The organism is Thioalkalivibrio sp. ALE12 (assembly GCF_000381105.1).
Taxonomy (GTDB): domain Bacteria; phylum Pseudomonadota; class Gammaproteobacteria; order Ectothiorhodospirales; family Ectothiorhodospiraceae; genus Thioalkalivibrio.
This window is the reverse complement of record NZ_KB905905.1, coordinates 116,478-140,245: the sequence shown is the minus strand read 5'-3', so window position 1 is coordinate 140,245 and position 23,768 is coordinate 116,478. Positions and strand designations below refer to the sequence as shown.

At 67.9% G+C, this 23,768-nt stretch carries 22 protein-coding genes and 1 pseudogene; 3 read left to right on the top strand and 20 right to left on the bottom strand.

Annotation, left to right across the window (positions count from 1 at the left end; genetic code table 11):
- Nucleotides 1-14: 14 nt before the first annotated feature.
- From F614_RS0100675 to F614_RS0100665, 3 genes are read right to left on the bottom strand one after another with little or no spacing between them, the layout of a single operon-like run.
- Nucleotides 15-980, bottom strand: coding sequence for a S49 family peptidase (locus tag F614_RS0100675; protein WP_018866279.1), 966 nt, complete (start codon nucleotides 978-980; stop codon nucleotides 15-17).
- 13 nt (nucleotides 981-993) lie between these two features.
- On the bottom strand, nucleotides 994-1,689 hold the full coding sequence (locus F614_RS0100670; protein WP_019558022.1) for an HAD family hydrolase: 696 nt from the start codon (nucleotides 1,687-1,689) through the stop codon (nucleotides 994-996).
- On the bottom strand, nucleotides 1,686-2,669 hold the full coding sequence (locus F614_RS0100665; protein ID WP_019558021.1) for an RluA family pseudouridine synthase: 984 nt from the start codon (nucleotides 2,667-2,669) through the stop codon (nucleotides 1,686-1,688). The genes F614_RS0100670 and F614_RS0100665 overlap by 4 nt, the downstream gene beginning before the upstream one ends.
- 435 nt (nucleotides 2,670-3,104) lie before the next feature.
- Here F614_RS0100665 and F614_RS0100660 point away from each other — a divergent pair, with 435 nt between their 5' ends.
- Nucleotides 3,105-6,065, top strand: a complete 2,961-nt coding sequence (locus F614_RS0100660) for an Rne/Rng family ribonuclease (RefSeq protein WP_019558020.1) — start codon at nucleotides 3,105-3,107, stop codon at nucleotides 6,063-6,065.
- A gap of 127 nt (nucleotides 6,066-6,192) precedes the next feature.
- Here F614_RS0100660 and F614_RS0100655 read toward each other — a convergent pair whose 3' ends face one another.
- Entirely contained in the window at nucleotides 6,193-6,684 is a 492-nt protein-coding gene (locus F614_RS0100655) for a low molecular weight protein-tyrosine-phosphatase (RefSeq protein WP_026280845.1), read from the bottom strand.
- Nucleotides 6,685-7,044: 360 nt separating this feature from the next.
- Between F614_RS0100655 and F614_RS0100650 the strand changes: the two genes are divergently transcribed.
- The gene (locus tag F614_RS0100650) at nucleotides 7,045-8,109 is read left to right on the top strand and encodes a flagellar hook-length control protein FliK (RefSeq protein WP_019558019.1); all 1,065 of its coding nucleotides are present in this window, start codon (nucleotides 7,045-7,047) and stop codon (nucleotides 8,107-8,109) included.
- Between the two features lie 3 nt (nucleotides 8,110-8,112).
- Complete coding sequence (locus F614_RS0100645; protein WP_018866273.1) at nucleotides 8,113-8,484, top strand: EscU/YscU/HrcU family type III secretion system export apparatus switch protein; 372 nt, start codon at nucleotides 8,113-8,115, stop codon at nucleotides 8,482-8,484.
- Here F614_RS0100645 and F614_RS0100640 read toward each other — a convergent pair.
- From F614_RS0100640 to flhB, 16 genes and pseudogenes are all read right to left on the bottom strand, one after another.
- Nucleotides 8,479-8,904, bottom strand: a complete 426-nt coding sequence (locus F614_RS0100640) for a DUF2802 domain-containing protein (protein ID WP_018866272.1) — start codon at nucleotides 8,902-8,904, stop codon at nucleotides 8,479-8,481. The genes F614_RS0100645 and F614_RS0100640 overlap by 6 nt on opposite strands.
- Before the next feature lie 148 nt (nucleotides 8,905-9,052).
- Nucleotides 9,053-9,238: a hypothetical protein gene (locus F614_RS0100635; RefSeq protein WP_018866271.1), complete on the bottom strand. Its 186-nt coding sequence runs from the start codon at nucleotides 9,236-9,238 to the stop codon at nucleotides 9,053-9,055.
- Between the two features lie 63 nt (nucleotides 9,239-9,301).
- The gene (locus F614_RS0100630) at nucleotides 9,302-9,760 is read right to left on the bottom strand and encodes a chemotaxis protein CheW (RefSeq protein ID WP_018866270.1); all 459 of its coding nucleotides are present in this window, start codon (nucleotides 9,758-9,760) and stop codon (nucleotides 9,302-9,304) included.
- 128 nt (nucleotides 9,761-9,888) lie between these two features.
- Nucleotides 9,889-10,581 carry a chemotaxis protein CheW gene (locus F614_RS0100625; protein WP_019558018.1) on the bottom strand — a complete coding sequence of 231 codons (693 nt, stop codon included), beginning with the start codon at nucleotides 10,579-10,581 and terminating at the stop codon, nucleotides 9,889-9,891.
- On the bottom strand, nucleotides 10,578-11,378 hold the full coding sequence (locus F614_RS0100620) for a ParA family protein (RefSeq protein WP_018866268.1): 801 nt from the start codon (nucleotides 11,376-11,378) through the stop codon (nucleotides 10,578-10,580). Before F614_RS0100620 ends, F614_RS0100625 begins: the two co-directional genes overlap by 4 nt.
- Complete coding sequence (motD, locus tag F614_RS0100615) at nucleotides 11,375-12,277, bottom strand: flagellar motor protein MotD (protein WP_019558017.1); 903 nt, start codon at nucleotides 12,275-12,277, stop codon at nucleotides 11,375-11,377. The genes F614_RS0100620 and motD overlap by 4 nt, the downstream gene beginning before the upstream one ends.
- A 7-nt stretch (nucleotides 12,278-12,284) precedes the next feature.
- Nucleotides 12,285-13,028: a flagellar motor protein gene (locus tag F614_RS0100610; protein ID WP_018866266.1), complete on the bottom strand. Its 744-nt coding sequence runs from the start codon at nucleotides 13,026-13,028 to the stop codon at nucleotides 12,285-12,287.
- A 1-nt stretch (nucleotide 13,029) separates the two neighbouring features.
- Entirely contained in the window at nucleotides 13,030-14,142 is a 1,113-nt protein-coding gene (locus F614_RS0100605; RefSeq protein ID WP_018866265.1) for a chemotaxis response regulator protein-glutamate methylesterase, read from the bottom strand.
- Nucleotides 14,143-14,144: 2 nt separating this feature from the next.
- Complete coding sequence (locus F614_RS0100600; RefSeq protein WP_019558016.1) at nucleotides 14,145-16,262, bottom strand: chemotaxis protein CheA; 2,118 nt, start codon at nucleotides 16,260-16,262, stop codon at nucleotides 14,145-14,147.
- 45 nt (nucleotides 16,263-16,307) lie between these two features.
- Entirely contained in the window at nucleotides 16,308-17,084 is a 777-nt protein-coding gene (locus F614_RS0100595; protein WP_019558015.1) for a protein phosphatase CheZ, read from the bottom strand.
- 95 nt (nucleotides 17,085-17,179) lie between these two features.
- Nucleotides 17,180-17,560: a chemotaxis response regulator CheY gene (gene cheY, locus F614_RS0100590; protein WP_017942246.1), complete on the bottom strand. Its 381-nt coding sequence runs from the start codon at nucleotides 17,558-17,560 to the stop codon at nucleotides 17,180-17,182.
- Nucleotides 17,561-17,601: 41 nt separating this feature from the next.
- Nucleotides 17,602-18,369 carry an RNA polymerase sigma factor FliA gene (locus F614_RS0100585; protein ID WP_018866262.1) on the bottom strand — a complete coding sequence of 256 codons (768 nt, stop codon included), beginning with the start codon at nucleotides 18,367-18,369 and terminating at the stop codon, nucleotides 17,602-17,604.
- Complete coding sequence (locus F614_RS0100580) at nucleotides 18,366-19,190, bottom strand: MinD/ParA family protein (protein ID WP_038028158.1); 825 nt, start codon at nucleotides 19,188-19,190, stop codon at nucleotides 18,366-18,368. The genes F614_RS0100585 and F614_RS0100580 overlap by 4 nt, the downstream gene beginning before the upstream one ends.
- A 168-nt stretch (nucleotides 19,191-19,358) precedes the next feature.
- A pseudogene (flhF, locus tag F614_RS0100575) lies at nucleotides 19,359-20,466 on the bottom strand (flagellar biosynthesis protein FlhF); the annotation flags it as partial.
- Nucleotides 20,467-20,514: 48 nt separating this feature from the next.
- A complete protein-coding gene (flhA, locus tag F614_RS0100570; protein ID WP_019558014.1) occupies nucleotides 20,515-22,617 on the bottom strand; it encodes a flagellar biosynthesis protein FlhA in 2,103 nt (700 codons plus the stop codon).
- Nucleotides 22,617-23,768 carry a flagellar biosynthesis protein FlhB gene (flhB, locus tag F614_RS0100565; RefSeq protein WP_018875435.1) on the bottom strand — a complete coding sequence of 384 codons (1,152 nt, stop codon included), beginning with the start codon at nucleotides 23,766-23,768 and terminating at the stop codon, nucleotides 22,617-22,619. The genes flhA and flhB overlap by 1 nt, the downstream gene beginning before the upstream one ends.

The window sequence follows — 23,768 nt, the reverse complement described above, 5'->3', positions numbered from 1 at the left end:
GCGCCCGAGGCCGGTCAGCGCCACTGCGGCGTGGATTCCCAGGTCATCCACTGCTGGAAGGCGGCCATGCCGAGGTCCTCGAACAACAACTGCAGCGGGCTGCGGCGCGGCTTGAACACCACCAGCTTCTCCACGCCGATCACGTCCCGGGCCACGCTCCGGTCAGTGCCCAGCCCGTCGATCAGGCCCAGCTCCACCGACCGGTCCCCGGTCCAGATCAGGCCATTGAACAGGTCGTCCCGCTCCACGAGGCGATCGCCGCGCCCGGTGCGCACCACGTCCACGAACTGCTGGTGCACGCCCTGCAGTACGCCGTCAAGGTGGTTCACATGGCCCTCGTCCAGCGGCAGGAAGGGGTCCAGGAACCCCTTGTTCTCGCCCGCGGTGAACAGGCGGCGCTCCACCCCGATGTTGTCGATCAGGTCCACCAGTCCAAAGCTGTCCATGCGGACCCCGATGGAGCCGACCATACTGGCCTGGCTGGCATAGATCTCGTCCGCGGCCACGGCGATGTAATAGGCGGCCGAGGCCCCCACGTCCCCGATGACCGCATACACCGGGATATCCGGGTGCTTCTCCTTCAGCCGCAGGATCTCGTCGTGCACGTTCGCGGCCTGCACCGGGCTGCCGCCCCCGCTGTTGATGCGCAGCATCACCGCCTGGGTACCTTTGGCCTCGAACGCCTCGTTCAGGACCTTGGCGATATCCTCGGCATTGGCCGCCGCGCTGGAGGCGATCAGACCCTCGACCTCCACCACCGCCACGTGTTCGGAGGGCTCGCGCTCGGTCTCGAACAGGCCGGCAAGGCCCATGTCGCCGCCGCGCACCAGGATCAGCAGCGCGACCAGGTAAAAGAAGAACAGCAGCTTGAAGAAGATGCCCCAGCGCCGGGCCCGACGCTGCTCGATCACCTGTGCCTGGACCAGCTTCTCCAGGGTCTCGCGTTCCCAGCCCGGTTTGTTCTCGTTCGCCCAGCCCATCGTGGTTCCTTGTTCAGGTTGTTCGCTCGGCCTGCCGGAAGGCCTCCAGTAGCGCTGCCAGGTTCGGCAGCAGGGCCAGCGGCTTCGCGCCCTGCAGTCTCTGTGGCGGATGTACGCCGTGGGTTATCCCCACCGCGGGCACACCGGCATGGCGTGCCATTTCCAGATCATAAACGCTATCACCGACCATGCGCGTGCGCCCCGGTTTCACACCCGCCCGCTCCATCACGCAGCGGAGCATGGCCGGGTTCGGCTTGGACGGGTGTTCGTCGCCGGTGGCGGTCGCCACAAAGTAGCCCGCCAGACCGGTTGCCTCCAGCGCCTGGTCCAGGCCGCGGCGTGACTTGCTGGTGGCCACACCCAGCAGTACCTCGCGCGCATCCAGCCAGTTCAGGAGCTCGGGCACGCCGGCGAACAGCGGGGTCTCCGGGGCATCTTCAGCCTCCAGGTAACAGGCGCGGTAGGCGGCGGTGAACTGGTGAACGAATGCCTCGTCCGCGCCCGGGTACAGCTCCTGCACCGCCGCCTGCACCCCGAGCCCGATGATATTGCGCAGGCTGGCCTCGTCGCGCTCCGGGGCGCCGGTCGCGACCGCTGCCCGTTGCAGGCAGTGGACGATGCGGCGCGGCGAGTCCATCAGGGTCCCGTCCCAGTCGAATACGATCAGACGCAGGTCCGCGTCGCCGGGCGGCAGGAGCGGGATGCTCATGCGTCGTCCCCAGCGCCGGCATCCAGGTGCGCCAGCACCTCGCACAGCTCGTCCGGTAGCGGTGCGGAGAACACATGCCGCTCGCCGTCCGCCGACTGATAGGCCAGCGCCTGGGCATGCAGGAACAGCCGTTTCAGGCCCTGCTTGCGGAGGTGGCGGTTGGCATCCGGCAGGCCGTAGTCGTGGTCGCCCGCCACCGGGTGGCCAATCGCCTGGCCGTGCACGCGAATCTGGTGCGTGCGCCCCGTCCCGATCCGCACCTCCGCCAGCTGGTACGCGCCATACACTTCCAGCGGCTGAAAGACACTCCGGGCGGCACGAGCCCGTGGCCCGTCATCCCCGGCCTCCCCGCCGGCGCGCATCCGGCGCCGGCCGTCATCCTGCCGGCCGCTGGCGATCGGGGCATCACACTCGATGGGCTGGCCACCCGGGAACGGGCCCACCAGCAACGCCAGGTAGCGCTTCTCCACCCGGCCCTCGCGGAGTGCGGCGTGGAAGTCCTGCAGCGCGGGGCGGTTCTTCGCCAGCAACAGGCACCCGCTGGTCTCGCGGTCGAGGCGGTGGCCCAGCTCGAGCTCCGTATCCGGCCGCAACTGGCGCATCGCCTCGATAATGCCGAAGGCCAACCCGCTGCCGCCGTGCACGGCGAGGCCCGAGGGCTTGTCCAGCACCAGCAGGTCGTCATCCTCGTGGATGATGGCCCGCCGCAGTCGATCCAGCACCTTCGGCGGGATCTCCGAGGCGGCCGCTTCCGGCCGATCGAGATCGGGCACGCGAACCTCGTTGCCCGCCGCCAGGCGTTTGTGGGCCTTGGCCCGGCGTCCGTCGACGCGCACGGCGCCCTGGCGTACCAGGCGATAGATCAGCCCCTTGGGCACGCCCTTGAGTTCGCGGAGCAGAAAGTTGTCGAGCCGCTGCCCGTCACCACGCTCGGTGACCCGGAAGCTGCGCGGGCCGGAGGGTTCACGCCTTGCATTCATGGCGCGGGATGCTACCGGAGCGGCGCTTCCCGGGCTACTGCACGCGGCGTTCCCGCGGCCGAAAAAACTTGCCCATACGGGGGGTTATGCCCTACATTGGCGCACGGTACGTTGCTGCGAGTTGCCGGCAACGCGCCTCGAATCACCCGCCACTTCGACCCACGAGCTTTCGACAGCTCCCGGTCGAAGGGCCATCGCCGCAAAGCGACACTGTGACGCTATTTCTTCTAACCCAGTCCTGTCTCCCCGGCTCCGCCTCCAGCAGGCGACTGATCCCGTGGTTGCTGGTGAACACCTGGCTGGCGCGCTGGCTTTCGCTACGCGCCGCCGCTGCGAGCACGCGTGCGCAAGCGTTGCCGTGCCGCCGCTCGATCGCCGCACCCGGGGTCCCGCGGTTCCCCGCCGGACGCCAGGACGCCCTACCGAGTCCATTGCATGAAACGCATCCTGATCAATGCCACGCAGCCGGAAGAGCTGCGTGTCGCCATGGTCGACGGCCAGCGGCTGTACGACCTGGATATCGAACTGCCCTCGCGAGAGCGCAAGAAGGCCAATATCTACAAGGCCAAGATCACCCGAGTCGAACCGAGCCTGGAGGCCGCGTTCGTCAACTTTGGGGCTGATCGCCACGGCTTCCTCCCGTTCAAGGAGATTGCCCATACCGCCGTTGGCGCCCCCGCCGACAGTGACAAGCCGATCCGCGAATTCCTGAAGGAAGGCACGGAACTGCTGGTCCAGGTCGAGAAGGAAGAGCGCGGCAACAAGGGCGCCGCCTTGACGACCTACATCAGCCTCGCGGGCCGCTACCTGGTCCTGATGCCCAACAACCCGAAGGCGGGGGGCGTCTCCCGCCGCATCGAAGGCGAGGATCGCGCCTCCCTGCGCGATGCCCTCTCCGGGCTCAACATGCCGGAAGGCATGGGCGTAATCGCCCGTACCGCCGGCGTCGGGCGCAGCACCGAGGAGCTGCAATGGGACCTCGACTACATGACCGCCCTGTGGGCCGCCGTGACCGAGGCCGCGGACAAGGCCAAGGCCCCGGCACTCATCCATCAGGAAAGCAACGTCATCATCCGCGCCCTGCGCGACCACATGCGCAACGACGTGGGCGAGGTCATCATCGATGACAACGGCGTCTACCAGCAGGCGGAAGACTTTGTCCGCCTGGTGATGCCGAACAGCCTGCGCAAGCTCAAGCGCTACGATGACCCGGTCCCGCTGTTCAACCGCTATCAGATCGAGAGCCAGATCGAGAGCGCGTTCGACCGCGAGGTCACCCTGCCCTCCGGCGGCGCCCTGGTGATCGATCACACCGAGGCCCTGATTTCCATCGACGTCAACTCCGCCCGTTCCACCAAGGGCGGCGACATCGAGGAGACCGCCTTCCACACCAATCTGGAGGCGGCCGAAGAGGTCGCGCGGCAGCTGCGCATCCGCGATCTGGGCGGCCTGATCGTGATCGATTTCATCGACATGAACGCCAACAAGCACCAGCGCGAGGTCGAGAACCGCCTGCGCGAGGCGCTGGAGATGGATCGCGCCCGGGTCCAGGTCGGGCGCATCAGCCGCTTCGGACTGCTGGAGATGTCGCGCCAGCGGCTGCGCTCCTCCCTTGGGGAATCCAGCCAGAACACCTGCCCGCGCTGCGAGGGCCACGGCCAGATCCGCAGCGTGGAATCCCTGGCGCTGTCGATCCTGCGGCTGATCGAGGAAGAGGCCATGAAGGACCGGACCGGGCTCGTCATGGCCCAGGTCCCGGTCGACGTGGGCACCTTCCTGCTGAACGAGAAACGCGAGTCGATCACCGACATCGAGGGTCGCCACCAGGTCGACATCAGCATCATCCCGAACCCACAGTACCTCACCCCGCGCTTCGAGGTCCGTCGCGTGCGCGGTGACGAACGCGAGGAGACCATCAGCGATCGCGGCTCGCACGAACTCGTGGAGATCGTCGAGGACGACAGCGATCCGCATCAGGAGCGCCGCAGCAAGGTCGAGAAGCCGCTGGTCCAGGGTGTCAAGATGACCGGGCCCGCCCCCGTCAGCGAAGCCGCACCCATGGCCCCCGAACCGTCGGAGCCGGTCACACAGCCGGGATTCTTTGCCCGTATCTGGTCCTCGCTGTTCCCCAATGCCGCGCCCGCATCCGACCAGGAACAATCGGAAGGTCGTCGCAAGGAAGGCGGCCGCGACCGTGGCGGCAAGGGTGGCGGCGCGCGCGGCGGTTCCCGGAAAAAGGCCGACAGCGGCAGCCGCAAGTCCGGCGACAAACGCGGCGACAGCAGCAATGGGCGCAAGGGCGGCCCCGACAAGGCCGATGGCGCCAAGTCCGATAACGCCAGGTCCGACAAGGGTGATGGCGGCAAGGGTCGCTCGCGGCGCGGCGGCAAGAAGGACAGCGAGGCCGACAAGGGTCCGGGCCGCGATGCGACCAAACCCGCGGCCGAGAGCCGGGGCCCCGAGGGCCAGACTGCTGACAAGACCGCCGGTGACAAGAAGGGCAACGGCAAGCCGGCGGAGAAGCCGCCTGCGCGAGATCAGGATCAACCCGCGACCGGCGACACCGGCGGTGCCCCCGCGGGCAAGGGCCCCGAGAAATCCGACGAGGACGACGGCAGCAAGGGGCGTACGCGGTCCCGCCGCTCCCGCCGTGGAGGCCGTCGTCGCGGTGGCCGTAGCCGCTCCGGTGACAATGCCGGCGACACCGGGGGCGATGGCACCCAGAGCACGTCGGGGGATGCAGACGCCACCGAGTCCGGTCGGGACGCGCCGACTCCGGCCGATTCCGCCCCGGCCTCCGGGAAGCCCCGGGACGCCCCGTCAGGGGGCGGTCGGCAGCCGCAAACCGAATCGACCCCCGCCTCGCCGGACGCTGCACCGGAGCGAGCGCCGGCGAAAGCGGACAGCGATGAAAGTGCGCCGGATGCGCCGTCCGCCAAGGGTCGTACCCGCGGTGGACGCGGCCGCAAGCCCGGCGCCGATGCCGACCCGACCGGGGATGTGAGCCCGGCCTCCAGCGAGAGCCAGGGCGTAGCGAAACCGGAAAAGTCGGAAAACGCGCCCGCCCCCAGTGCCGAGGCGGTACCGAAACCGGAGGCCGACAGCCCGGCCCCGGCCAAGCGTCGGCCGCGTGGTGCCGCGAAGACGGGAGCCGGCGAAGCGACCCCGGACCCGGGCGAAGCCACGCCGAAGGAGCCGACCGAGGCACCGGCCACGGCGAAGAGCGCGCGCTCGAAACCGACCCCGGAAGGGTCCGGCGACGAAGCCGCCGCATCCTCTGCCCCTGCCCCGTCGAAGCCCGACGAGGCAAAGGCCGAACGCGTCTCGACGCCCAAGCCTGCCCCGGAACCGGCCGACACCACGGCCGGCGACACGGAGCGCAAGGGCAACGACTGAACGGAACCAGCCGGTTCCAATCGAAAAGGGCCCGCCTTTCGGCGGGCCCTTTCTTTGTGGGTCCGGCTCCGCTATCCCCGGACCCGTTCCCATCATCGCGATCAGGCGTTACGGTCCCGGGGTCGGCTCAGGAGGCCTTCAGCGTGTGACGCTCGCGGATGTGGGCCAGAAGCCCGTCGGCGGCCGCCTCCACCAGATCCATGACGTGCACGAAGCCCTCGTCTCCGCCGTAGTACGGATCCGGGACTTCGTGTTCATCGAACTGCGGGGCAAAGTCCAGAAACCGCAGCAACTCGGCCCGCGCCTCGGGCGGACGAATCGCCTCGGCGTTGCGGTAGTTCGCGTCGTCCATGGTCAGGATGTAGTCGAACTCGAGGAAGTCCTCCGGCTCCAGCTGGCGTGCGCGCAGATCATCCAGGTCGTAGCCGCGCGAACGCGCCTCCTGGCTTGCGCGGCGATCGGGCTTGGCACCCACGTGATAGCCCGCGGTCCCGGCCGAGTCCACCTCGATCGCGGGTTCCAGCCCGTGTTCGCGGATGCGCGCCGCGAACACCCCGTGCGCCATGGGCGAACGGCAGATGTTGCCCAGGCACACCATCAGTACACGTATCTTCGCCATCTCCATCGTCATCCCGATCATCAAAACACGCAGGATACCAAACCGGAATGCGCCGGCGGATTCGTTTCATGCCCGGCCCCGCGGTGTGCGATGCTGAGCCTTTAAACTCAGGAAGTGGTCATGGTCGACTTTGGCGGCCCGCGAATCCCCGGCTGGACATCCCCCGGCACTCTGACTGGGGGTGCCGGGAGTCGTGAAGCCACAAGCCTCCAGGTTGGGGCCCGTATCGAGGTTCGGGTGCTGGATGTCCTCCCGGATCGCAGCGTGCGCCTGCGTCTGGGACCCAGTGCGAATACCGCCGGTGCGAACACCGCGGGGACAGCCGGAGCGGCAGCGCGACCTACGGCGAGCCCTGCGCTGGTGACGGCACAACTGGCCGGCGCCCTGCCCGATGCACTGGTGAATCGACCCGCGGGTGGCTCGGGCCCGCCGGTGATGCTCGCCGAGATCACCCGGACCGAGCCGCGCCTGGAGGTGCGTCTGCTACCCCTGACGCTGGACCGCGCCGGCCCGCGACCCGCCGGGCTTGGCCCGTCGGCCAATCCCGCTCAACAGTGGCTGGGACAGGAACTCCGCCAGCACCTCCCCGGGGCGCGTCCATTGGGCCCTACCCTGCAGGCGCTGCTACCACCCGCCGGCGGAGCTCCACGCGGCGAAGCGCCAACGCAGGCCACCGGTGCGATGGCGCCGCTACCGCCGGCGCTCCAGCGTCTTGTCGATCTCCTCCCGACGCCGGCACAGCTGTCACAGCCGGAAAGCCTGCGCCAGCAGGTTCAGCAATCCGGGCTCTGGATGGAGGCCATGCTGGGGCTCGCGGCCCGGGGCCAGGGCTCGGCCCATCCCCTGGCCGCCGATCTCAAGGCCCAGTTGCTGCGCGCGGCCGATCAGCTCCGCCAGGGAGGCGAAGCCCGCCCCGCGACGGCCCCGCCGGCCCCCGCGACGCCAGCGAACGCACCCGCCCTGCCAGCGCTGACGGGGCTGCTGGAAGGCTTGCTGAAGCGCGTCACCTCCCTGCAGCTCCAGTCGCTGCAATCCTTCGCCAGCGACGAACCCGGGAACAGCCGCTGGTTCTTCGAGCTGCCGCTACGCAGCGAGCAGGCCGTCCACGGCGTCTTCGGCGAGATCCAGCGCGAGTCGCCTACCGACGAGGAGCCGGAACCTCCCTGGTCGATCGTGCTGACTTTGGATATCGGGGACCTGGGACCGATGCGCGTGGCAGCGGCCGCCCGCACAGCAGGCGTTAACGTGCACTTCACCGCAAGTGAGCCCGAGACGGTCGCGCGCCTGCGGCAGGAACTGCCCCGGCTGCGCGAACGCATGGACGAGCGCGAATTGACGGTCACCGGGCTGTCGGTCCGCCAGGGCGAGGTGGACCCCGAGCCGCGGCCGCCGGGCACCCACCGTATGCTCGACGAGCAGGCCTGAACAGTGGCACGCAGGGACACCGGAGAGCGGAAGGCCGGGCGCGACGGGGCGCCCGAGCGGGCAGTTGCGCTGGAATGGGATCGGCGCCGGGCGCCGAAGATCACGGCCAGTGGATCGGGAGCCACCGCCGAGGCCATCCTGCGGATCGCCGAGGAGCACGGCATCCCGCTGCATCAGGACCCGGCCCTCAGCGAGGCGCTGGCGCAGATCCCCGTCGGGAGCGAGATCCCGGAGGAACTGTACGTGGCGGTGGCGGAGATTCTCGCCTTCGTCTTTCTCCTGGCGGGCATTACCCCCGATGACCGCGCCGGTGGCTATCGGGATGCATCGCGCAGCCGGGGACGCTCGGGCGGCGGGCCCGAGCCGGAATCATGAACGCCCGCTAGAACCCGTTGGCGCCGCCGTGCCGGTCCCATGCAGGCTGAAAAGCAGGTCGAGCTCGGTGGATGTGAGCCCGCAGCGCCGGCGCACCTCTTCGCGCCCCAGGCCCTGCTGGATCAGACGAATGGCCTGCTCGTAGGCACCGCTATCCCCTTCGCGGGCCCGCAACTCGCTGTGCTGGTCATGCAGGCGTTCCAGGGCCCGCTGCACGGAGGCCTGGGCCTGGCCATGGGTGGCTACACCCTCGGACAGGGCCTTCATGGCCCCCTGCAACGCCATCACCGAGGTGGCCTGGCGCTGATAGTCCTGGCGCAGGGCGGCGAGCTGGCGCCGCAGCAGGATCACCAGCCCCACGGAAAATGCGGCCACGATGGTCGCCAGCAGCGCGATCAGCGCGACCAGCCAGATCACCATTCCCTCTCCCATTGCGCGCACTCTCCTGAATACCGGGCCCGGTGATTGTCGCGTGAATCGTGGGCGCCTGACCAGCGCAGCGCAATTGCCGGAGCGTGATCAGCCCGGGTTTGCGGATTTCTCGCAGCGGCGCGCGCGGACGCAGGTGTCAGGCGTAATCGTCGATCAGACCCCGCCGCTTGCCGCGCTCTTCCTTGCGGGGCGGGCGCTGCTGGGTCGGACGCACCGCGGGCCGAAAGACCGGGTCGCGGTCGTGATCGTCGCTCAGACGACGACCGGGAACGGTGGTATGCACGGGCCGGACCGTACGATCCGGCTGAAACTCGTCGACCATGGCTCACCTCCCGGCTTGCACCCAATGGCCCGCTTGTTCAGGGAGTTGGACCCGACGCCCGCGCTACAGTTCGCGCAGTTGCGCCCACTCCTCGTCGGACAGCAGCTTGTTCAGGTCCACCAGGATGGTCAGCCCCTCCTCGGTGCTGGTGACCCCCTGGATGAAACGGCTGCTGTCATCGTTGCCGACTTCCGGCGCCGGCTCGACCGCGTCCGGGGCGATCCGCACGACCTCGGATACCGAGTCCACCAGGATCCCGACGTTCTGGTTGTCCACGTCGATGATCACGATCCGCGAGGCCTCGTCGGATTCCCGATCGTCCAGCCCCATGCGCCGCCGCGCGTCGATCACGGTCACGACATTGCCGCGCAGGTTGATGATCCCGAGGATGTAATCCGGAACGCCGGGAACCGGCGCAATCTCGGTGACCTTGAGGACCTCCTGAACCTGCAGGACATCGATCGCGTAGGTTTCCTCCGCGAGGCTGAAGGTCACATACGGAGCGGTGTCGGCCTTGGCCATGGCTTCTACGTCTTGTGCGCTGCTCATGTCGTCCTCGATGTTCCGTGCAGGCGGATGTCGCCCTGTGGTGTCTTCCTGACCGGGTTATCGGCCGCTCGCCGCGAGGCTTGAGTGCCGCGCGGGGTGCATCAGTCCCAGCCGCCCTCGTCGAGGGTCCGGTCCAGGGCCTCGAGATCCAGCAGCGTCGCCATCTTCTCGCGCTCCACCCCGGCCAGCCACGGCAGGCGCCGCCGGTGGCTGCGCCAGCGCAGCGAGTCCGGCTGGATCACGCGGGTCCCGTGGATCGCCCGGCAGGCCAGGGCGAAGCGGGAGCCGGCCAGGAACACGACCTGGCGGGCGGTATCCGGCTCGTATTCGCGGTCCTCCGGCGTCACCACCGCGGCCAGGTCGATCAGCTGTACCCGCCCCTGCTTGGTATCGGCCAGCCCAAGGTACCAGACGGAGTGATTCGGGGTCGGTCGCACCTCCAGGCTGTCCAGCGGGGCCACGCCGCCCAGTGCGTGCAGTGGCGCCAGTAGCGTCAGGTTGCCGGCCTCGATCACCAACGCGGAGAACGGCTCCTCGGGGCGCCGGTAGTCCCGCTCCGCCGGATCGTCGGGCGGTGCGGGCGGTGTCGCGGCAGGCGCCACCTCCGGCTCCCCAACCGACGTCGAAGTGTCGACCTCCGGAACGGCTTCCGCCACCGGCGCGGGCGGTTCAAGCAGATCCTGACGCAACAGCGTCCGCACCGGTTCCGGTTCGTCGAGCAGGCTGCCGAAATAGTCGTCCAGCGCGTCCGGTTCCGCCTTCAGGGCCAGGTTGTCGACTGTGGATCGCTTCATCCGCGCCGCCTCCGTTCATGGGGTTCGGACAGCTGCCCGCCAATCGCCTCCAGCAGGTCCGAGTATGCGAGCACGCCGCGCGCATCGGGGATCATGAAGCAAAGCGGCTGACCCGCGCTGGAGGCATCGCGAAACTTCGTGTCCACCGGGATCACCCCGGGCCACACGTCGTCCCCGTACAGCCGGCGCAGCTCGGCCAGGGCCTCGTGCGCGGCGCGTGTCCGGCGATCGAAAAGCGTGGGGATGATCCGGTACTGCAGCTCGGCCTTGCGCGACTTCTGTACCATTTTCAGGGTATTGATCATCCGTTCAAGCCCCTTCAGGGCGAGGAATTCCGTCTGTACGGGCACCAGCAGCTCGTCGCAGGCCGCCAGCGCATTCACCATCAGCACACCCAGCATCGGCGGGCAATCCAGCAGCACGTAGTCATACTGGTCGGAGACCTTCTCCAGCGCATGCCTCAGCACCAGGCCCATGCCGCTGCGCGTCCCCAGCTGGCGGTCCAAAGTGGCCAGGGCGGTGCTCGCGGTCAGCAGATCCAGCCCCGGGAAGCGGGTCTCGCGGATCAACCCGTTGGGATCCGGGTCGGCCCCTTCGGCGCACTGGCTGAACAGCTCGTACACCCCGCGCGTGGCGGTTTCCGGATCGTGGCCGAAATAGGCCGTCAGCGAACCATGCGGATCCACATCCACCAGCAGCACACGCTGCTCCGGACCGGAGAGCAGGCCGCCCAGCGTTACGGTGGTCGTAGTCTTGCCCACCCCGCCCTTCTGGTTTGCCACCGCCCAGACCTTCATGGTGTGTCTCCATCCGTCGGGAGCGGCGCGGGCGGAAGATCCTCGCGCAGGCGCTCCGGTTCCTGCGCCCCCTCGGCGCGTGGCCGCGCCCCGGGCAAGACCACGATGGACACGCGCCGATTCTCGGCACGGCCCTCCGCCGTTTCGTTGCTGGCCACCGGTCGGTGTTCGCCATACCCCAGGGCCACCAGATTCTCCGGGTCCACCCCGGTCTCCTCGAACACGCTGACGACCGCCGCGGCGCGTCCAGACGAGAGCTCCCAGTTGGAAGGATAGACCGCCGTCTGGATGGGGACGTTGTCGGTGTGCCCCTCCACGTGGACGCGCGACACCCGCGGGGCCAGGATACCCCCCACTTCCTCCAACAACGCCGCGGCCTCCGGGTTCAGCGTCGCCGACCCGGAAGGGAACAGCAGGCGGCTGGTGATCTCGATCTCCAGCCAGTAGGCCTCCCGGGTCACGCGCAGGTCGCCCTGGTCGATCCACTGCGCCATGGCCTGTTCGATCTCGCGGGCGGTCTCCGCCAGTTCGTCGAGAAAGGCCTGCATGCCGGCGTCGTCGGGGCTGTCGTCCAGCATCCCGCTCAGGGCCATGTCGATGGGCTGCGGACCGTCTTCCACCAGACCCGGCTGCACCTCGATCGGCACCAGTGCGCGGAGATCCTGCGGGGAGCGCTCGCGTGCCACGGTGGGATCCCCCACCTGAATGGGCTCCGCCTGCATGGGCGCCCGGAAGGCATCCACCAGGGACTCCGACAGCACGCGATACTTGCCATCATCCACCGACGAGATCGCGTACATCACGACGAAGAACGCAAGCAGCAGTGTGACCAGGTCCCCGTAAGGAATGGCCCATGCTTCGTGATTCTGATGTTCCTCCGCCCGCTTGCGTCGCGCCATGGTGACCTCACTCGTGGATGAAGCCACTCAGCTTGCTTTCGATATTTCGCGGGTTCTCGCCCTCGGCGATCGCGATCAGACCTTCCATCAGCATTTGCTGGTGTTGCGAGCGGTTCTGAATAATCGACTTTAACTTGTTGGCCAGCGGAAGGAACAGCAGGTTGGCCGAGGCGATCCCGTAGATGGTGGCCACGAAGGCCGCCGCGATCCCCGCCCCCAGCTTGCTCGGATCCGCCAGGTTCTGCATCACCGCCATCAGGCCCATGACCGCCCCCACGATACCCAGGGTCGGCGCATAGATGCCCATGCTCTCGAACACCTTCGCACCCTGCATGTCGAAGTGCTCGCGGTTGTCGAGGTCGGCCTCGAGGATCTGGCGGATGGTCTGCGGCTCGCTGCCGTCGACCAGCAGTTGCAGCCCCTTGCGAGCGAAGCCGTCGCTCTCCTCGTCGGCCAGGGTCTCCAGCCCGAGCAGGCCTTCCTTGCGCGCCACATGCGACCATTCCACGATCTGCTCGACCATGGCCCGGTTGTCGATCTTCGGCGGCTTGAAGGCCCACGGCAGGATCCGCATCCCGTGCATGAACACCGTCAGGCGCGCCTGCACCAGGGTCGCCCCCAGCGTCCCCAGCACCACGATCACGAACGCCGCAGCATTCCACAGTGCGCCCAGGCCGCTGCCCTTGGCAATGCTGCCTCCAAGCACGGCCACCAGCCCCAGCGTCACCCCGATGAGGCTCAGGATATCCATGTCAGCAGAACCCCTTGACCAGCGCGGGACCGATCTCGGGCAGCGGATAGACGTGATCGGACAAACCGGCCTCTGCCACCGCCGCCGGCATCCCGTAGACCACGCAGGTCGCCGCGTCCTGCGACCAGACCTGCGCCCCGGCCCCTTTCAGCGCCCGCGCACCCTCGCGACCGTCCGCACCCATCCCGGTCAGCACGACCGCGAGGACCTGTCCGCGCAGCGCATCCACGGCGGAGCTGAATGCGGCGTCCACGCTTGGCTTGTAGATCGTGCCCAGCGGGCTCTCCGCGATGCGCACATGGGTCTGGCTGCCCCGTTCCAGAGTCAGCTGCATGCCCCCGGGGGCCAGCAGGGCCACGCCCGGCTTCAGGGCATCGCCGTCCTTCGCCTGGCGCACCTCGATGTTGCACATCGCGTTCAGCCGGTCGGCAAAGGCCGGCGTGAAGCTGGCCGGCATGTGCTGGACCAGCACAATCGGCAACGGGAAACTGGCTGGTAGCGGTTTCAGCACCTCCTGCAGGGCGACCGGCCCCCCCGTGGAAGTCCCGATCAGGACCGCCCGCAGTTGCCGCAGGGGTGTTGGCGGCCGGGTGCGCGCGACCGGCGGCTGTTGCTTGGCAGCGTCTGCGGCCTGACGGTCGGCCTCTTCCCGCCGCGCGGTCGGCCGCGACTCGCGGGCCGGTGTGCTGGTGCCCGGCGCGCTGGCCGAGCGCGCGCGGCTGCGCGACAGCGAACGCACCCGGCGGCGCAGCAGCATGCGGGCGCTGTCCTCGTCGCCCGCCATGTCGCTGAACCGCTTGGGGAGGAAGTCCACCGCCCCGGCCTCCAGCGCATCCAGGGTGGCCTGGGCGCCTTCGGTGGTCAGGCTGGAGAACATCAGGATCGGCCGCGGACTCTCGGCCATGATCTTGCGCACCGCGGTGATGCCGTCCATCACCGGCATCTCGATATCCATGGTCACGACATCGGGGTCGAGCTCGCGCACCTTTGCGATCGCCTGCTCGCCGTTCTCGGCCGAGCCGACCACCTCGATGCCCGAGTCGGAATCCAGAATCTCCGCAATGCGTCGACGAAAGAACCCGGAGTCGTCGACGACCAGAACCCTGATCGGCATCCTCAGCCCTCGCTCGTGCGCGATGCGCGGCGGGGACGGCCGGACATCTGCAGTTGCCGCATCAGGATGGTCACCAGATCCGAGACATCCAGGATCAACGCGATCCCGCCATCCCCGGTAATCGTGGCACCCGCCAGGCCCTTCACGCCCTGCAGGTTCTGCCCCAGGGGCTTGATGACCACCTCTTCCTGACCGACCAGGTCATCCACCACCAGACCTACCTTGCGATCGGCGGTATGCACCACGACCACATGGGCGTCCTTGCGCGGCTCGGGCTCGTGGCCCGGCTTCAGCCAGCGCTTGAGGTAATGAATCGGCAGAGCCTGCTTGCGCACGATGATGACCTCCTGGTCATCCACGTAGTGCGTCTTCGTCAGGTCCAGATCCAGGATCTCGGATACCGACGCCAGCGGGATGGCGAAGCGCCGGCCATCCAGGATCACCATCAGCGCGGGCAGGATCGCCAGCGTCAGGGGCAGCTTGACCCGCAGCGTGGTGCCCACGCCCACCTCGGAGTCGATCTCGATGGTGCCGTTGAGCTGCGAGATCTTGGTCTTGACCACGTCCATCCCGACCCCGCGGCCGGAGACGTCGGAGATCTCGGTCTTGGTCGAGAAGCCGGCCATGAAGATCACGTTGAAGGCCTCGCGATCGGTCATGCGCTCGGCCATGGCCGGTTCCATCAGGCCTTTCTCCACGGCCTTGCGCCGCAGGGCCTGCGGGTCCATGCCGCCGCCGTCGTCCTTGATCAGCAGCGCGATGTGATCGCCTTCCTGAGCGGCCCCCAGCACTACGGTCCCCTTGCGCGGCTTGCCCGCCGCCTCGCGTACCTCGGGGGTCTCGATGCCGTGGTCCACGGCATTCCGGACCAGGTGCACCAGCGGATCCGACAGGGCCTCGACCAGGTTCTTGTCGAGGTCGGTGTCCTCGCCGAAGATCTCCAGCTCGATCTCCTTGCCCAGATTGCGGGAGAGATCGCGGATCACGCGCGGGAAGCGGTTGAAGACCTTCTTCACCGGCTGCATGCGGGTCTTCATCACCGAGGTCTGCAGATCCGAGGTCACCAGGGCCAGGGAGCTGATCGCCTTGCCCAGCTCGTCATCGACATGCTGCGAGCGCAGCATGCTCAGCCGGTTGCGCACCAGTACCAGCTCGCCCACCAGGTTCATGATCTCGTCCAGGCGCTCGGTGTCGACGCGCACGGAAGTCTCGCCCTGCGGGGCCGCCCGACCGCCCCCCTCGGCACCCCCGCCGCCGGCACGCGCGCCGCCACCGCCCTGGCCTCCTGCAGCGGTATCGGCGGGCGCGGCGGCCTTCTCCGGTTCGGCGGGTTCGGGCTTCGCCGACGGGGCTTCCGCAGGTTCGTCGTCTGCGGGGCTGGGGACCGCCCCGGTAGCGGCCGGCCCGGCGCCCTTGGCCTGCAACTCGTCCAGCAGGTTCTCGAATTCGTCGTCGGTGATCAGGTCGCCGGAGCCACTCGCATCCTCCGCAGCCGGTTCTTCTCCGGCCGCATCGCCCGCGGTGGAGCCCGTCTCCACGGGCTTCGGCGGCTGATCGCCGTGCAGGCTGTCGAGCAGGGCCTCGAATTCGTCGTCGGTGATCTCGTCACCGGCACCGACCATCGCTTCGCCATCCGCCGCCGGTTCCGCATCCGTATCCGCTTGCGGTTCGGGCTCTGGCTCCGGCTCGGGTTCCGGGGGCGGCGGCGCGGCGGGCTCCGCCGCCACGTCCTCGTTGTTCGCCATGCGCCGGAGGTTTTCCACCAGGTCGGCCTCGGCGGGCGTGGGATCCACGCCGGAGCGCAGGTCCCCGAACATCACGTTCAGGGTATCCAGCACCCGCAGCATGGTGTCCATCAGGTGACTGTCCGCCCGCCGCTCACCGTTACGCAGCAGGTTGAAGACGTCCTCCGCGTGATGGCACACGGTCACCAGGGGATCCAGGCTCAGGAAGCCGGCCCCGCCCTTGATGGTATGGAAGCTACGAAAGACCGCATTCAGCAGATCCCGGTCATCCGGATTCTGTTCCAGGTCGATGAGTTGCTCGTTGAGCCCCTCCAGCAGTTCCCCGGCCTCGATCAGGAAGTCCTGAAGGATTTCGTCATTGGGGTCGATGGCCATTCAGTCTCTCCGGTCGCGTGGCGCCATTCGCATGAGGGGAACTGCCTAGAAGCCCAGGCTCGATAGCAGATCGTCCACCTCGTCCTGTCCTTGAACGACATCCGCGGCGGAATCTTGAGTCTTGGGCACGCTGGGACCGTGACCCTTGCGGTCCGCCTCGCGATCCTCCTCGCGTTGTTCAAGCGACGCCTCGGCCGCCTCGACCTGCTCCATGCGCCCACTGGAGAGCCGGATCAGGGACACCAGGTTCTCTTCCAGGTCGGTCACCAGCTGGATCACGCGGCGAATCACCTGGCCGGTAATATCCTGATAGCTCTGTGCCATCAGCACCTCGGAGAGCAGCCGGCGCAGCTCCTCGGTGTCTTCCCCCGCCTGCGCGAAGAACGTGTCGAGCTCGCGGGCAAAGTCCCGGAACTCCTCCACCGAGAGCTGGCGGTTGCGAAAGCGCGTCCACTTCGCCGTCAGGTTGGCCGCCTGCTGACTGAACGACTCCGCGATCGGCAGGCTCGACTCGATGGCATTCATGGTGTCGTGGGCCGCCTGTTCGGTCATCGTGACCACGTAATTCAGGCGTTCCTTTGCGTCCGGGATCTCCGCCTGGGTCAGTTCGACCAGACGCGAATCGCCGCGGAAGCTTTGCAGGGCCTCGTGAAGATCACGGGTCAGCTTGCCCAGCTCGTCGAAGAGTTCGCGGTCATAGGGGCGCGCCAGATCCTGCACCAGCGCCCGGGCGCCCGTGTCGTCGCCCGCCTCCAGCGTCTTGACCAACTGCCGCGCAAGCTCCAGCTGATCGTCGCGTGGTGGGTGTTCCTGTTCAGTCATGAGAAGCCTCTTGCGGGTACGGCGCGGAAGGTTTCGGACGACGCCCGCGGCGGTCGGTGCCACGGGCGTCGGGCATATCGGTCACAGGCCCATGATTATCCCTGTGCTTCAATGCGTTCGAAGATCTTGTCGATCTTTTCCTTCAGCGTCTCGGCGGTGAACGGCTTGACCACGTAGCCGTTCACGCCCGCCTCGGCCGCCTCGACGATCTGGTCGCGCTTGGCCTCCGCCGTCACCATCAGCACCGGCATGGACTTGAGGTTCGGGTCGGCGCGCACGGCCTTCAGCAAGTCGATCCCCGGCATGTTGGGCATGTTCCAGTCGGTGATCAGAAAGTCGAAATCCCCGTTCTGCAGCATAGGCAGCGCGGTGCTGCCGTCGTCGGCTTCCTGGGTATTGTTGAAGCCAAGATCACGCAACAGGTTCTTGATAATGCGCCGCATCGTGGAAAAGTCGTCCACGATGAGAATCTTCATTCCCTTGTCCACACGTCACTCCGGGATTCGTAGGGTGGGTTTTAGAATAACTGCAAAGCCGTACCGTCTTCGAGCCACGAACCCAGGCGGGCGCGCAGTCGAATGGTGGCCTGACTTCGGATCTGGCTGACGCGCGACTCGGTCACGCCCAGCACGGCGCCGATCTCGCGCAGGTTGAGCTCTTCGATGTAGTAGAGCGACAGCACCAGCCGCTCGCGTTCGGGGAGATCGCCGAGGGCTTCGGCCAGTTCCTGACGGAACTCACCGGCCTCGAGGGTGCGGGCCGGCGACACCTCCTGCCCTTCGATCACGCGATCGGCCCCGTCGTCACCCCCGCCGAGGTCGTCCAGGGCGAACAGGTGGGCTCCGGCGTGATCCTGCAGCATCTCGTAGTACTGGTCGATCGGCACGTCCAGCTCGGCGGCGACCTCGCTGCCACGCGCCGCCCGCCCCTCGCGCGCCTCGACGGTCTGGATCGCCGCGGCAATACGCCGACTGTTGCGGTGCACCGAACGCGGTGTCCAGTCACTGCGGCGCAGCTCGTCGATCATCGCGCCACGGATGCGGATCCCGGCGTAGGTGGCAAAGGTCGCGCCCTGGCCGCCCTCGAACTGGCGCGCCGCCTCGAGCAGCCCGATCATGCCCGCCTGAATCAGGTCATCCACCTGCACCGAGGCGGGGAGCCGCGCCATCAGGTGATGGGCGATGCGGTGGACCAGCTCGACGTGATCGGCAATCAGCTCCTCGTGCCCGCCGCTGGCCGCGGAGGCCGCCTGATAGCCGGAAAGTCGATTACGCGTCGTCATCATGCGCTCTGCAGCATCCGTTCCACGAAAAACCCGACGCCACCGTGGTCACCGCCGCCCACCGGCCAGCGGTCTACGGTCCGTGCCAGTTCGGCAAAGGCCTTCCCCGCCGGGCTCCCGGGGTACTGCTGTACCACTGGCGCGCGTTTCTGCACCGCCTTGCGCAGGTGATCATCCATCGGAATATAGCCGGCCAGGTCGAGCACCACCTCCGGCAGGTAGTTGCCGCAGACGGTATTGAGTTTCTGCATCAGTCGCTCGGCGCCTTCGCGGCCGTCGACCATGTTCGTCACCATGCGGAAGCGACGCAGGCCATGATCGCGGTGCAGGACCTTGATCAGGGCATAAGCGTCGGTAATCGAGGCGGGCTCGTCGCAGACCACCACCAGGGTCTCCTGGACCGCGCGGCAGAACGACGTCACGGATTCCTGCAGGCCGGCCGCGGTGTCCACGATCAGCACATCCAGGGGTTTGCGATAGGCGCTGAAGGCATGGATCAGACCGGCATGCTCGGCCGGCGTCAGGTTGGCCATCGCCGCGATCCCCGAAGCCGAAGGCACCACCTTTACCCCGTCCGGCCCCTGGACGAGCACATCCTCCAGGCTGTCCACATCACCGGTCACCAGGTCGTGCAGCGTGCGCTCGGGACGCATCCCCAGCAGCAGGTCCACGTTGGCCAGGCCCAGATCGGCGTCGAACAGCATGACCTCGCGCCCGAGCCGGGCCAGGCCCACCGACAGGTTCACCGATACGTTGGTCTTGCCCACCCCGCCCTTGCCCGAGGCAACCGCGATGACCTTCAACGGCTTGTTAGTGCGTGGCATAGCGCCCCTTCCCGACCGGTTGAATCAGTTCCAGCGTGGCGGGCTCCGCCGCCCGTGCCGGACGTGCCTGGGCGCGCGCGCGTCGCGGCGGTTCCATCTCCGCCAGGCGCTCGGCCGCCCAGGTCTCGCGGGCATTGGCCGCTGCCCCGGGTTCATCGGCGGCATCCTCCAGGGCCAGTCGGGTCAGATACCCGGTATCGACCCGGTGAAAGTCCTCGGCAATACGCTGGCCATCGCTGACGAACCCCAGCCCCAGGTGCTGATCCAGCAGTACGGACAGGACCTCGCCCAGCTCCTCGGCCTCGTCCAGCTTGGTCAGCACCAGCGCCGAGGGCTCCGCCTTGCGAAATGCCTCCAGCACCCGCCGCAACGCGCTCCCCTGGGTCGTCGCCGACACCACCAGCCAGCTCTCGGCCCGGATGTCCGGCGGCAGGTGCGCGAACAGGGATTCGTCCTCCACTGCCCGCGGGGCCTGTCCCGCCGTATCCACCAGGATCAGGTGCCCATCCTCCACGCGGCGCGCCAGTTCGCGCAACTCTCTCGCGTTCTGCAGCACCCGCACCGAGATCCCCGCCATCTGGGCGAAGGCCTGCAACTGGCGCGTGGCCCCGATGCGCTGGCTGTCCAGGGTGACCAGCGTAACCGAATCCGGGCCCATGCGGCGGATCTGGCGCAGCGCGATGCGGGCCAGCGTGGTGGTCTTGCCAACGCCGGTGGGCCCGACCAGCGCCAGCAGGCCGCCCTCGTCCAGGATGTCCGGCCGGTGGGTGGCAATCGCGCCCGACAACCGCGCCCGCAGGCGTTCCCAGGCCTGTTCCGGCGAGCTGTCATCGAGAATGCTTCCGGCCAGGCTGCGCGCCAGGGCGTCGCTGAACCCGCGGTCGATCAGGCGCGCCTTGCATTCCGCCGCCAGCGGGTGGCGGGCCGCCCAGCGCGCCTCTTCGCTCTCCGCATACTGGCGCGTCATCAGGCTGCGCAGGTCGCGCAGCTCCTGCCGCATGGCGGTCAGCTCCGGGTCGGCCGGCCACGACGCTGCGGCCTGACCGGCGCCGCGCTCGCGGGCCGGCCGGGCGGTTGTGCTCGCTTCGCGGCTCGTCGCGGGCGCGTCCTGCGCGGCTACCGGCTCCGACGCGGCGCCGTCCTCCAGCGCCGCGACCACCTCCAGCCAGCCGTCGACCCGGCGACTGGACAGGATGACCGCGTCCTCGCCCTGCTGCTCGCGCACCTGGCGCATCGCGTCACGCATGTCCCGGGCCCGATATCGTCTGACGTTCATGCTTTTTCTCCTGTGCCGCTCGCGCGGCGGAACCCTTCATCGTGTCGTTCAGGCGGACTGCTTCTGCGACTCTTCCTGGCCGACGGTGGCAACCACCCGGATCCGGCGATTGTCCGGAATCTCGGTGAAGGCCAGCACGGTCAGACTGCGGACCGCGCCGCGCAGCCACCCGGCGATCCAGGAGCGGATCTCCGGTGCCACCACCAGGACCGCCGGCTGTCCGGCCGTCTCCTGGCGGCGGGCCGCATCGGCCACCGAGCGCTGCAGCCGCTCCGCCAGCCCGGGCTCCAGTCCAACCGTGCCGCCCGAGCTCCCCTGCAGGGACTTATGCAAGAGCTGTTCCAACGACGGATCCAGCGCGATCAGGGGCAGCTCGTCCTCCGGCCCCACCAGGTCCTGCACGATCGAGCGCGCCAGGGCCACCCGCACCGCCGCGGTCAAAGTGCCGGGATCCTGACTCTTGACCCCCTCGTCTGCCAGGGTTTCGGCGATCGTGCGCAGGTCGCGGATCGAGACTTGCTCGGCCAGCAGGTTCTGCAGCACCTTCAGCACGATGGACAGGGACAGCGTCTTGGGCACCAGGTTTTCCACCAGCTTCGGCGAATGGCGCGCCAGCTGGTCGAGCAGGTGCTGCGCCTCCTCGTGGCCGATCAGGCGATGCGCGTTCTCGCGGAACACCTGTGACAGATGGGTCGCGATCACCGTGGCGCAGTCGACCACGGTATAGCCGGCACCCTGGGCCTGGTCGCGGTCCGCCGGGTCTATCCACAGCGCATCCAGATTGAACGTCGGGTCCTTGGTCGGCGTGCCCGACACCGTCCCGAACACCTCGCCCGGATTGATCGCCAGTTCGCGCTCGGGGAAGACCTCGGCCTCGGCCACGGTCACGCCCAGCAGGCTGATGCGGTAGGCATTCGGGCTCAGTTCGAGGTTGTCGCGGATATGCACCGGCTGCAGCAGGAATCCCAGCTCCTGCGAGAGCTTGCGCCGCACGCCCTTGATCCGGCCCATCAGCTGGCCGTCCTGGGTGCGATCCACCAGCGGGATCAGGCGATAGCCCACCTCCAGCGACACCAGATCCACCGGCGGCACGTCTTCCCAGGTCAGGTCGCGATCCTCGGACCGGGCCCCGCCCTCGTCCTCCTGCGGGATGCGCTCCACCTCCACCTCGGCCTCGCGGGCCTGGCGCTTGAGCAGGTATGCCCCGCCGAAGATCAGCACGGCCAGGCCCAGGAACACGGCATTGGGCATGCCCGGCACGATCCCCAGTGCGGCGATCACACCCCCGGCCACGTACAGCACGCGCGGGTTGGAGAACATCTGGCCGAAGACCTGCTGCCCCATGTCCTGGCTGCTGGTCACGCGGGTCACGATGATCGCGGTCGCGGAGGACAGCACCAGCGACGGGATCTGCGCGACCAGACCATCGCCGATGGTCAGCAGCACGTAATTGGTCGCGGCATCGCCGATCGTCATGCCGTGCTGGACGGCCCCGATGGTCAGGCCGCCGATGATGTTCACGAACAGGATCAGGATGCCGGCTATCGCGTCACCGCGAACAAACTTGGAGGCCCCGTCCATGGAGCCATAGAAGTCCGCCTCGCTGGCGATCTCCTCGCGGCGCTTGCGCGCCTCTTCCTGGGTCAGGATGCCGGCGTTCAGGTCGGCGTCGATCGCCATCTGCTTGCCGGGCATGGAATCCAGGGTGAAGCGGGCGCTGACCTCGGAGACGCGCCCCGCGCCCTTGGTGACCACCACGAAGTTGATGATGATCAGGATGGCGAACACCACCAGGCCGACGGTGTAGTTGCCGCCCACCACGAAGTCGCCGAAGGCCTGGATCACCTTGCCCGCCGCGTCGGTCCCGGTGTGGCCTTCCAGCAGGATCACCCGCGTAGACGCGATGTTCAGCGCCAGGCGCAGCAGCGTCGCGACCAGCAACACGGTCGGGAACACGGCGAATTCCAGCGGCCGCGGCGTATACACCGCAACCATGATCACCACCAGCGACAGCGCGATATTGAAGGTGAACAGCACGTCCAGCGCCAGCGGCGGCAGCGGCAGCACCATCATCGACAGCATGGCGATCAGCAGGATCGGCGCGCCCAGCCCCCACTTGCCGACGTTCCCGAGGCGGTCGAAGAAGGCCATCAGCGATCCCTCCGCTTGCCGCGCTGCTTGTCCGGATCGAGGTAATCCTCCGGCACTGGCAGGTCATCCGGCATCTGCGCGTCGGCGTCGGCCCGCTTGAGCTGGTAGACATAGGCCAGGATGCGTGCGACGGCGACGAACAGGCCGTTGGGGATCTCCTGGTTCAGGTCCGTGGTGAAATAGATCGCGCGGGCGACGCGCGGCGCCTCGACGCGGACGATCGCGTGTTCGTCGGCGACCGCACGGATCGAGGCCGCGACCTCGTCGGCGCCCTTGGCCACTACCTTGGGCGCCGCCATGCGCGAGGCCTCGTAGACGATGGCCACGGCGTAATGGGTCGGGTTGGTGATGATCACGTCGGCCTTCGGGACCTCCTCCATCATCCGCCGCTGCGCCATCTCCTGCTGCAGCTGGCGGACCTTCTGCTTGACCTCCGGCTTGCCGTCGGTCTCCTTGTATTCGTCCTTGACCTCCTGGCGGGTCATGCGCAGCTGCTTCTGGTGGTTCCACATCTGGAACGGCGCATCGATGGCGGCGACCACGATCAGCGCGGCCGATACCGCGATAAAGGTCCCCAGCACCAGCTGGGCGGTATGCGCGATACCCTGATGGATCGGCTCGTAGCCCAGCATCAGCAGGCGATCGGAAAAGGTGGCGAGCACCGCGACCGCGACGCTGGAGATCAGCACGAACTTGGCGAAGGTCTTGCCGAACTCCATCAGCCCCTGCCAGGAGAAGATGCGCTTGAGCCCCTTTCCGGGATTCAGCTTGGAGGCCTTCGGGGCCGCCGCCTTCCAGGAAAAGTTCGCGCCCCCGATCACGATCGGCGCCATCACGGCCGCAACGATCAACACCCCGAACAGCGGAAACAACGTGCGCAGGGTGCGGAAGATCTCCTGGGCGAGGTAGGGCAGCAGCAGCGAGGAGTCGTACGCCATTTCGGGATCGAAATCGAAACGACTGCTCATCTGTTCAGCGAGTTGCGCGCCCATGTTCGGGCCGTACATCAACATGAACGCCCCCGCGGTCATCAGCACCAGGAAGGTGCTGAGCTCGCGCGAGCGCGGGACCTGACCCTTCTCCTTCGCCTCGCGCAGGCGTTTCGGAGTGGGCTCTTCGGTTTTTTCCTGCCCGTTCTCGTTCTCGGCCAT

Bases quoted from the DNA above. Each gene is read 5' to 3' on its own strand.
- cheY (WP_017942246.1), bottom strand. From the start codon at position 17,560: ATGAAGATTCTCATCGTGGACGACTTTTCCACGATGCGGCGCATTATC.
- F614_RS0100595 (WP_019558015.1), bottom strand. From the start codon at position 17,084: ATGACTGAACAGGAACACCCACCACGCGACGATCAGCTGGAGCTTGCG.
- F614_RS0100630 (WP_018866270.1), bottom strand. From the start codon at position 9,760: ATGGCCAAGGCCGACACCGCTCCGTATGTGACCTTCAGCCTCGCGGAG.
- F614_RS0100610 (WP_018866266.1), bottom strand. From the start codon at position 13,028: ATGGATATCCTGAGCCTCATCGGGGTGACGCTGGGGCTGGTGGCCGTG.
- F614_RS0100620 (WP_018866268.1), bottom strand. From the start codon at position 11,378: ATGAAGGTCTGGGCGGTGGCAAACCAGAAGGGCGGGGTGGGCAAGACT.
- motD (WP_019558017.1), bottom strand. From the start codon at position 12,277: ATGGCGCGACGCAAGCGGGCGGAGGAACATCAGAATCACGAAGCATGG.
- F614_RS0100640 (WP_018866272.1), bottom strand. From the start codon at position 8,904: ATGGTGATCTGGCTGGTCGCGCTGATCGCGCTGCTGGCGACCATCGTG.
- F614_RS0100580 (WP_038028158.1), bottom strand. From the start codon at position 19,190: ATGCCACGCACTAACAAGCCGTTGAAGGTCATCGCGGTTGCCTCGGGC.
- F614_RS0100600 (WP_019558016.1), bottom strand. From the start codon at position 16,262: ATGGCCATCGACCCCAATGACGAAATCCTTCAGGACTTCCTGATCGAG.
- F614_RS0100670 (WP_019558022.1), bottom strand. From the start codon at position 1,689: ATGAGCATCCCGCTCCTGCCGCCCGGCGACGCGGACCTGCGTCTGATC.
- F614_RS0100675 (WP_018866279.1), bottom strand. From the start codon at position 980: ATGGGCTGGGCGAACGAGAACAAACCGGGCTGGGAACGCGAGACCCTG.
- flhB (WP_018875435.1), bottom strand. From the start codon at position 23,768: ATGGCCGAGAACGAGAACGGGCAGGAAAAAACCGAAGAGCCCACTCCG.
- F614_RS0100605 (WP_018866265.1), bottom strand. From the start codon at position 14,142: ATGCCGATCAGGGTTCTGGTCGTCGACGACTCCGGGTTCTTTCGTCGA.
- F614_RS0100660 (WP_019558020.1), top strand. From the start codon at position 3,105: ATGAAACGCATCCTGATCAATGCCACGCAGCCGGAAGAGCTGCGTGTC.
- flhA (WP_019558014.1), bottom strand. From the start codon at position 22,617: ATGGCCTTCTTCGACCGCCTCGGGAACGTCGGCAAGTGGGGGCTGGGC.
- F614_RS0100655 (WP_026280845.1), bottom strand. From the start codon at position 6,684: ATGGCGAAGATACGTGTACTGATGGTGTGCCTGGGCAACATCTGCCGT.
- F614_RS0100635 (WP_018866271.1), bottom strand. From the start codon at position 9,238: ATGGTCGACGAGTTTCAGCCGGATCGTACGGTCCGGCCCGTGCATACC.
- F614_RS0100665 (WP_019558021.1), bottom strand. From the start codon at position 2,669: ATGAATGCAAGGCGTGAACCCTCCGGCCCGCGCAGCTTCCGGGTCACC.
- F614_RS0100585 (WP_018866262.1), bottom strand. From the start codon at position 18,369: ATGATGACGACGCGTAATCGACTTTCCGGCTATCAGGCGGCCTCCGCG.
- F614_RS0100625 (WP_019558018.1), bottom strand. From the start codon at position 10,581: ATGAAGCGATCCACAGTCGACAACCTGGCCCTGAAGGCGGAACCGGAC.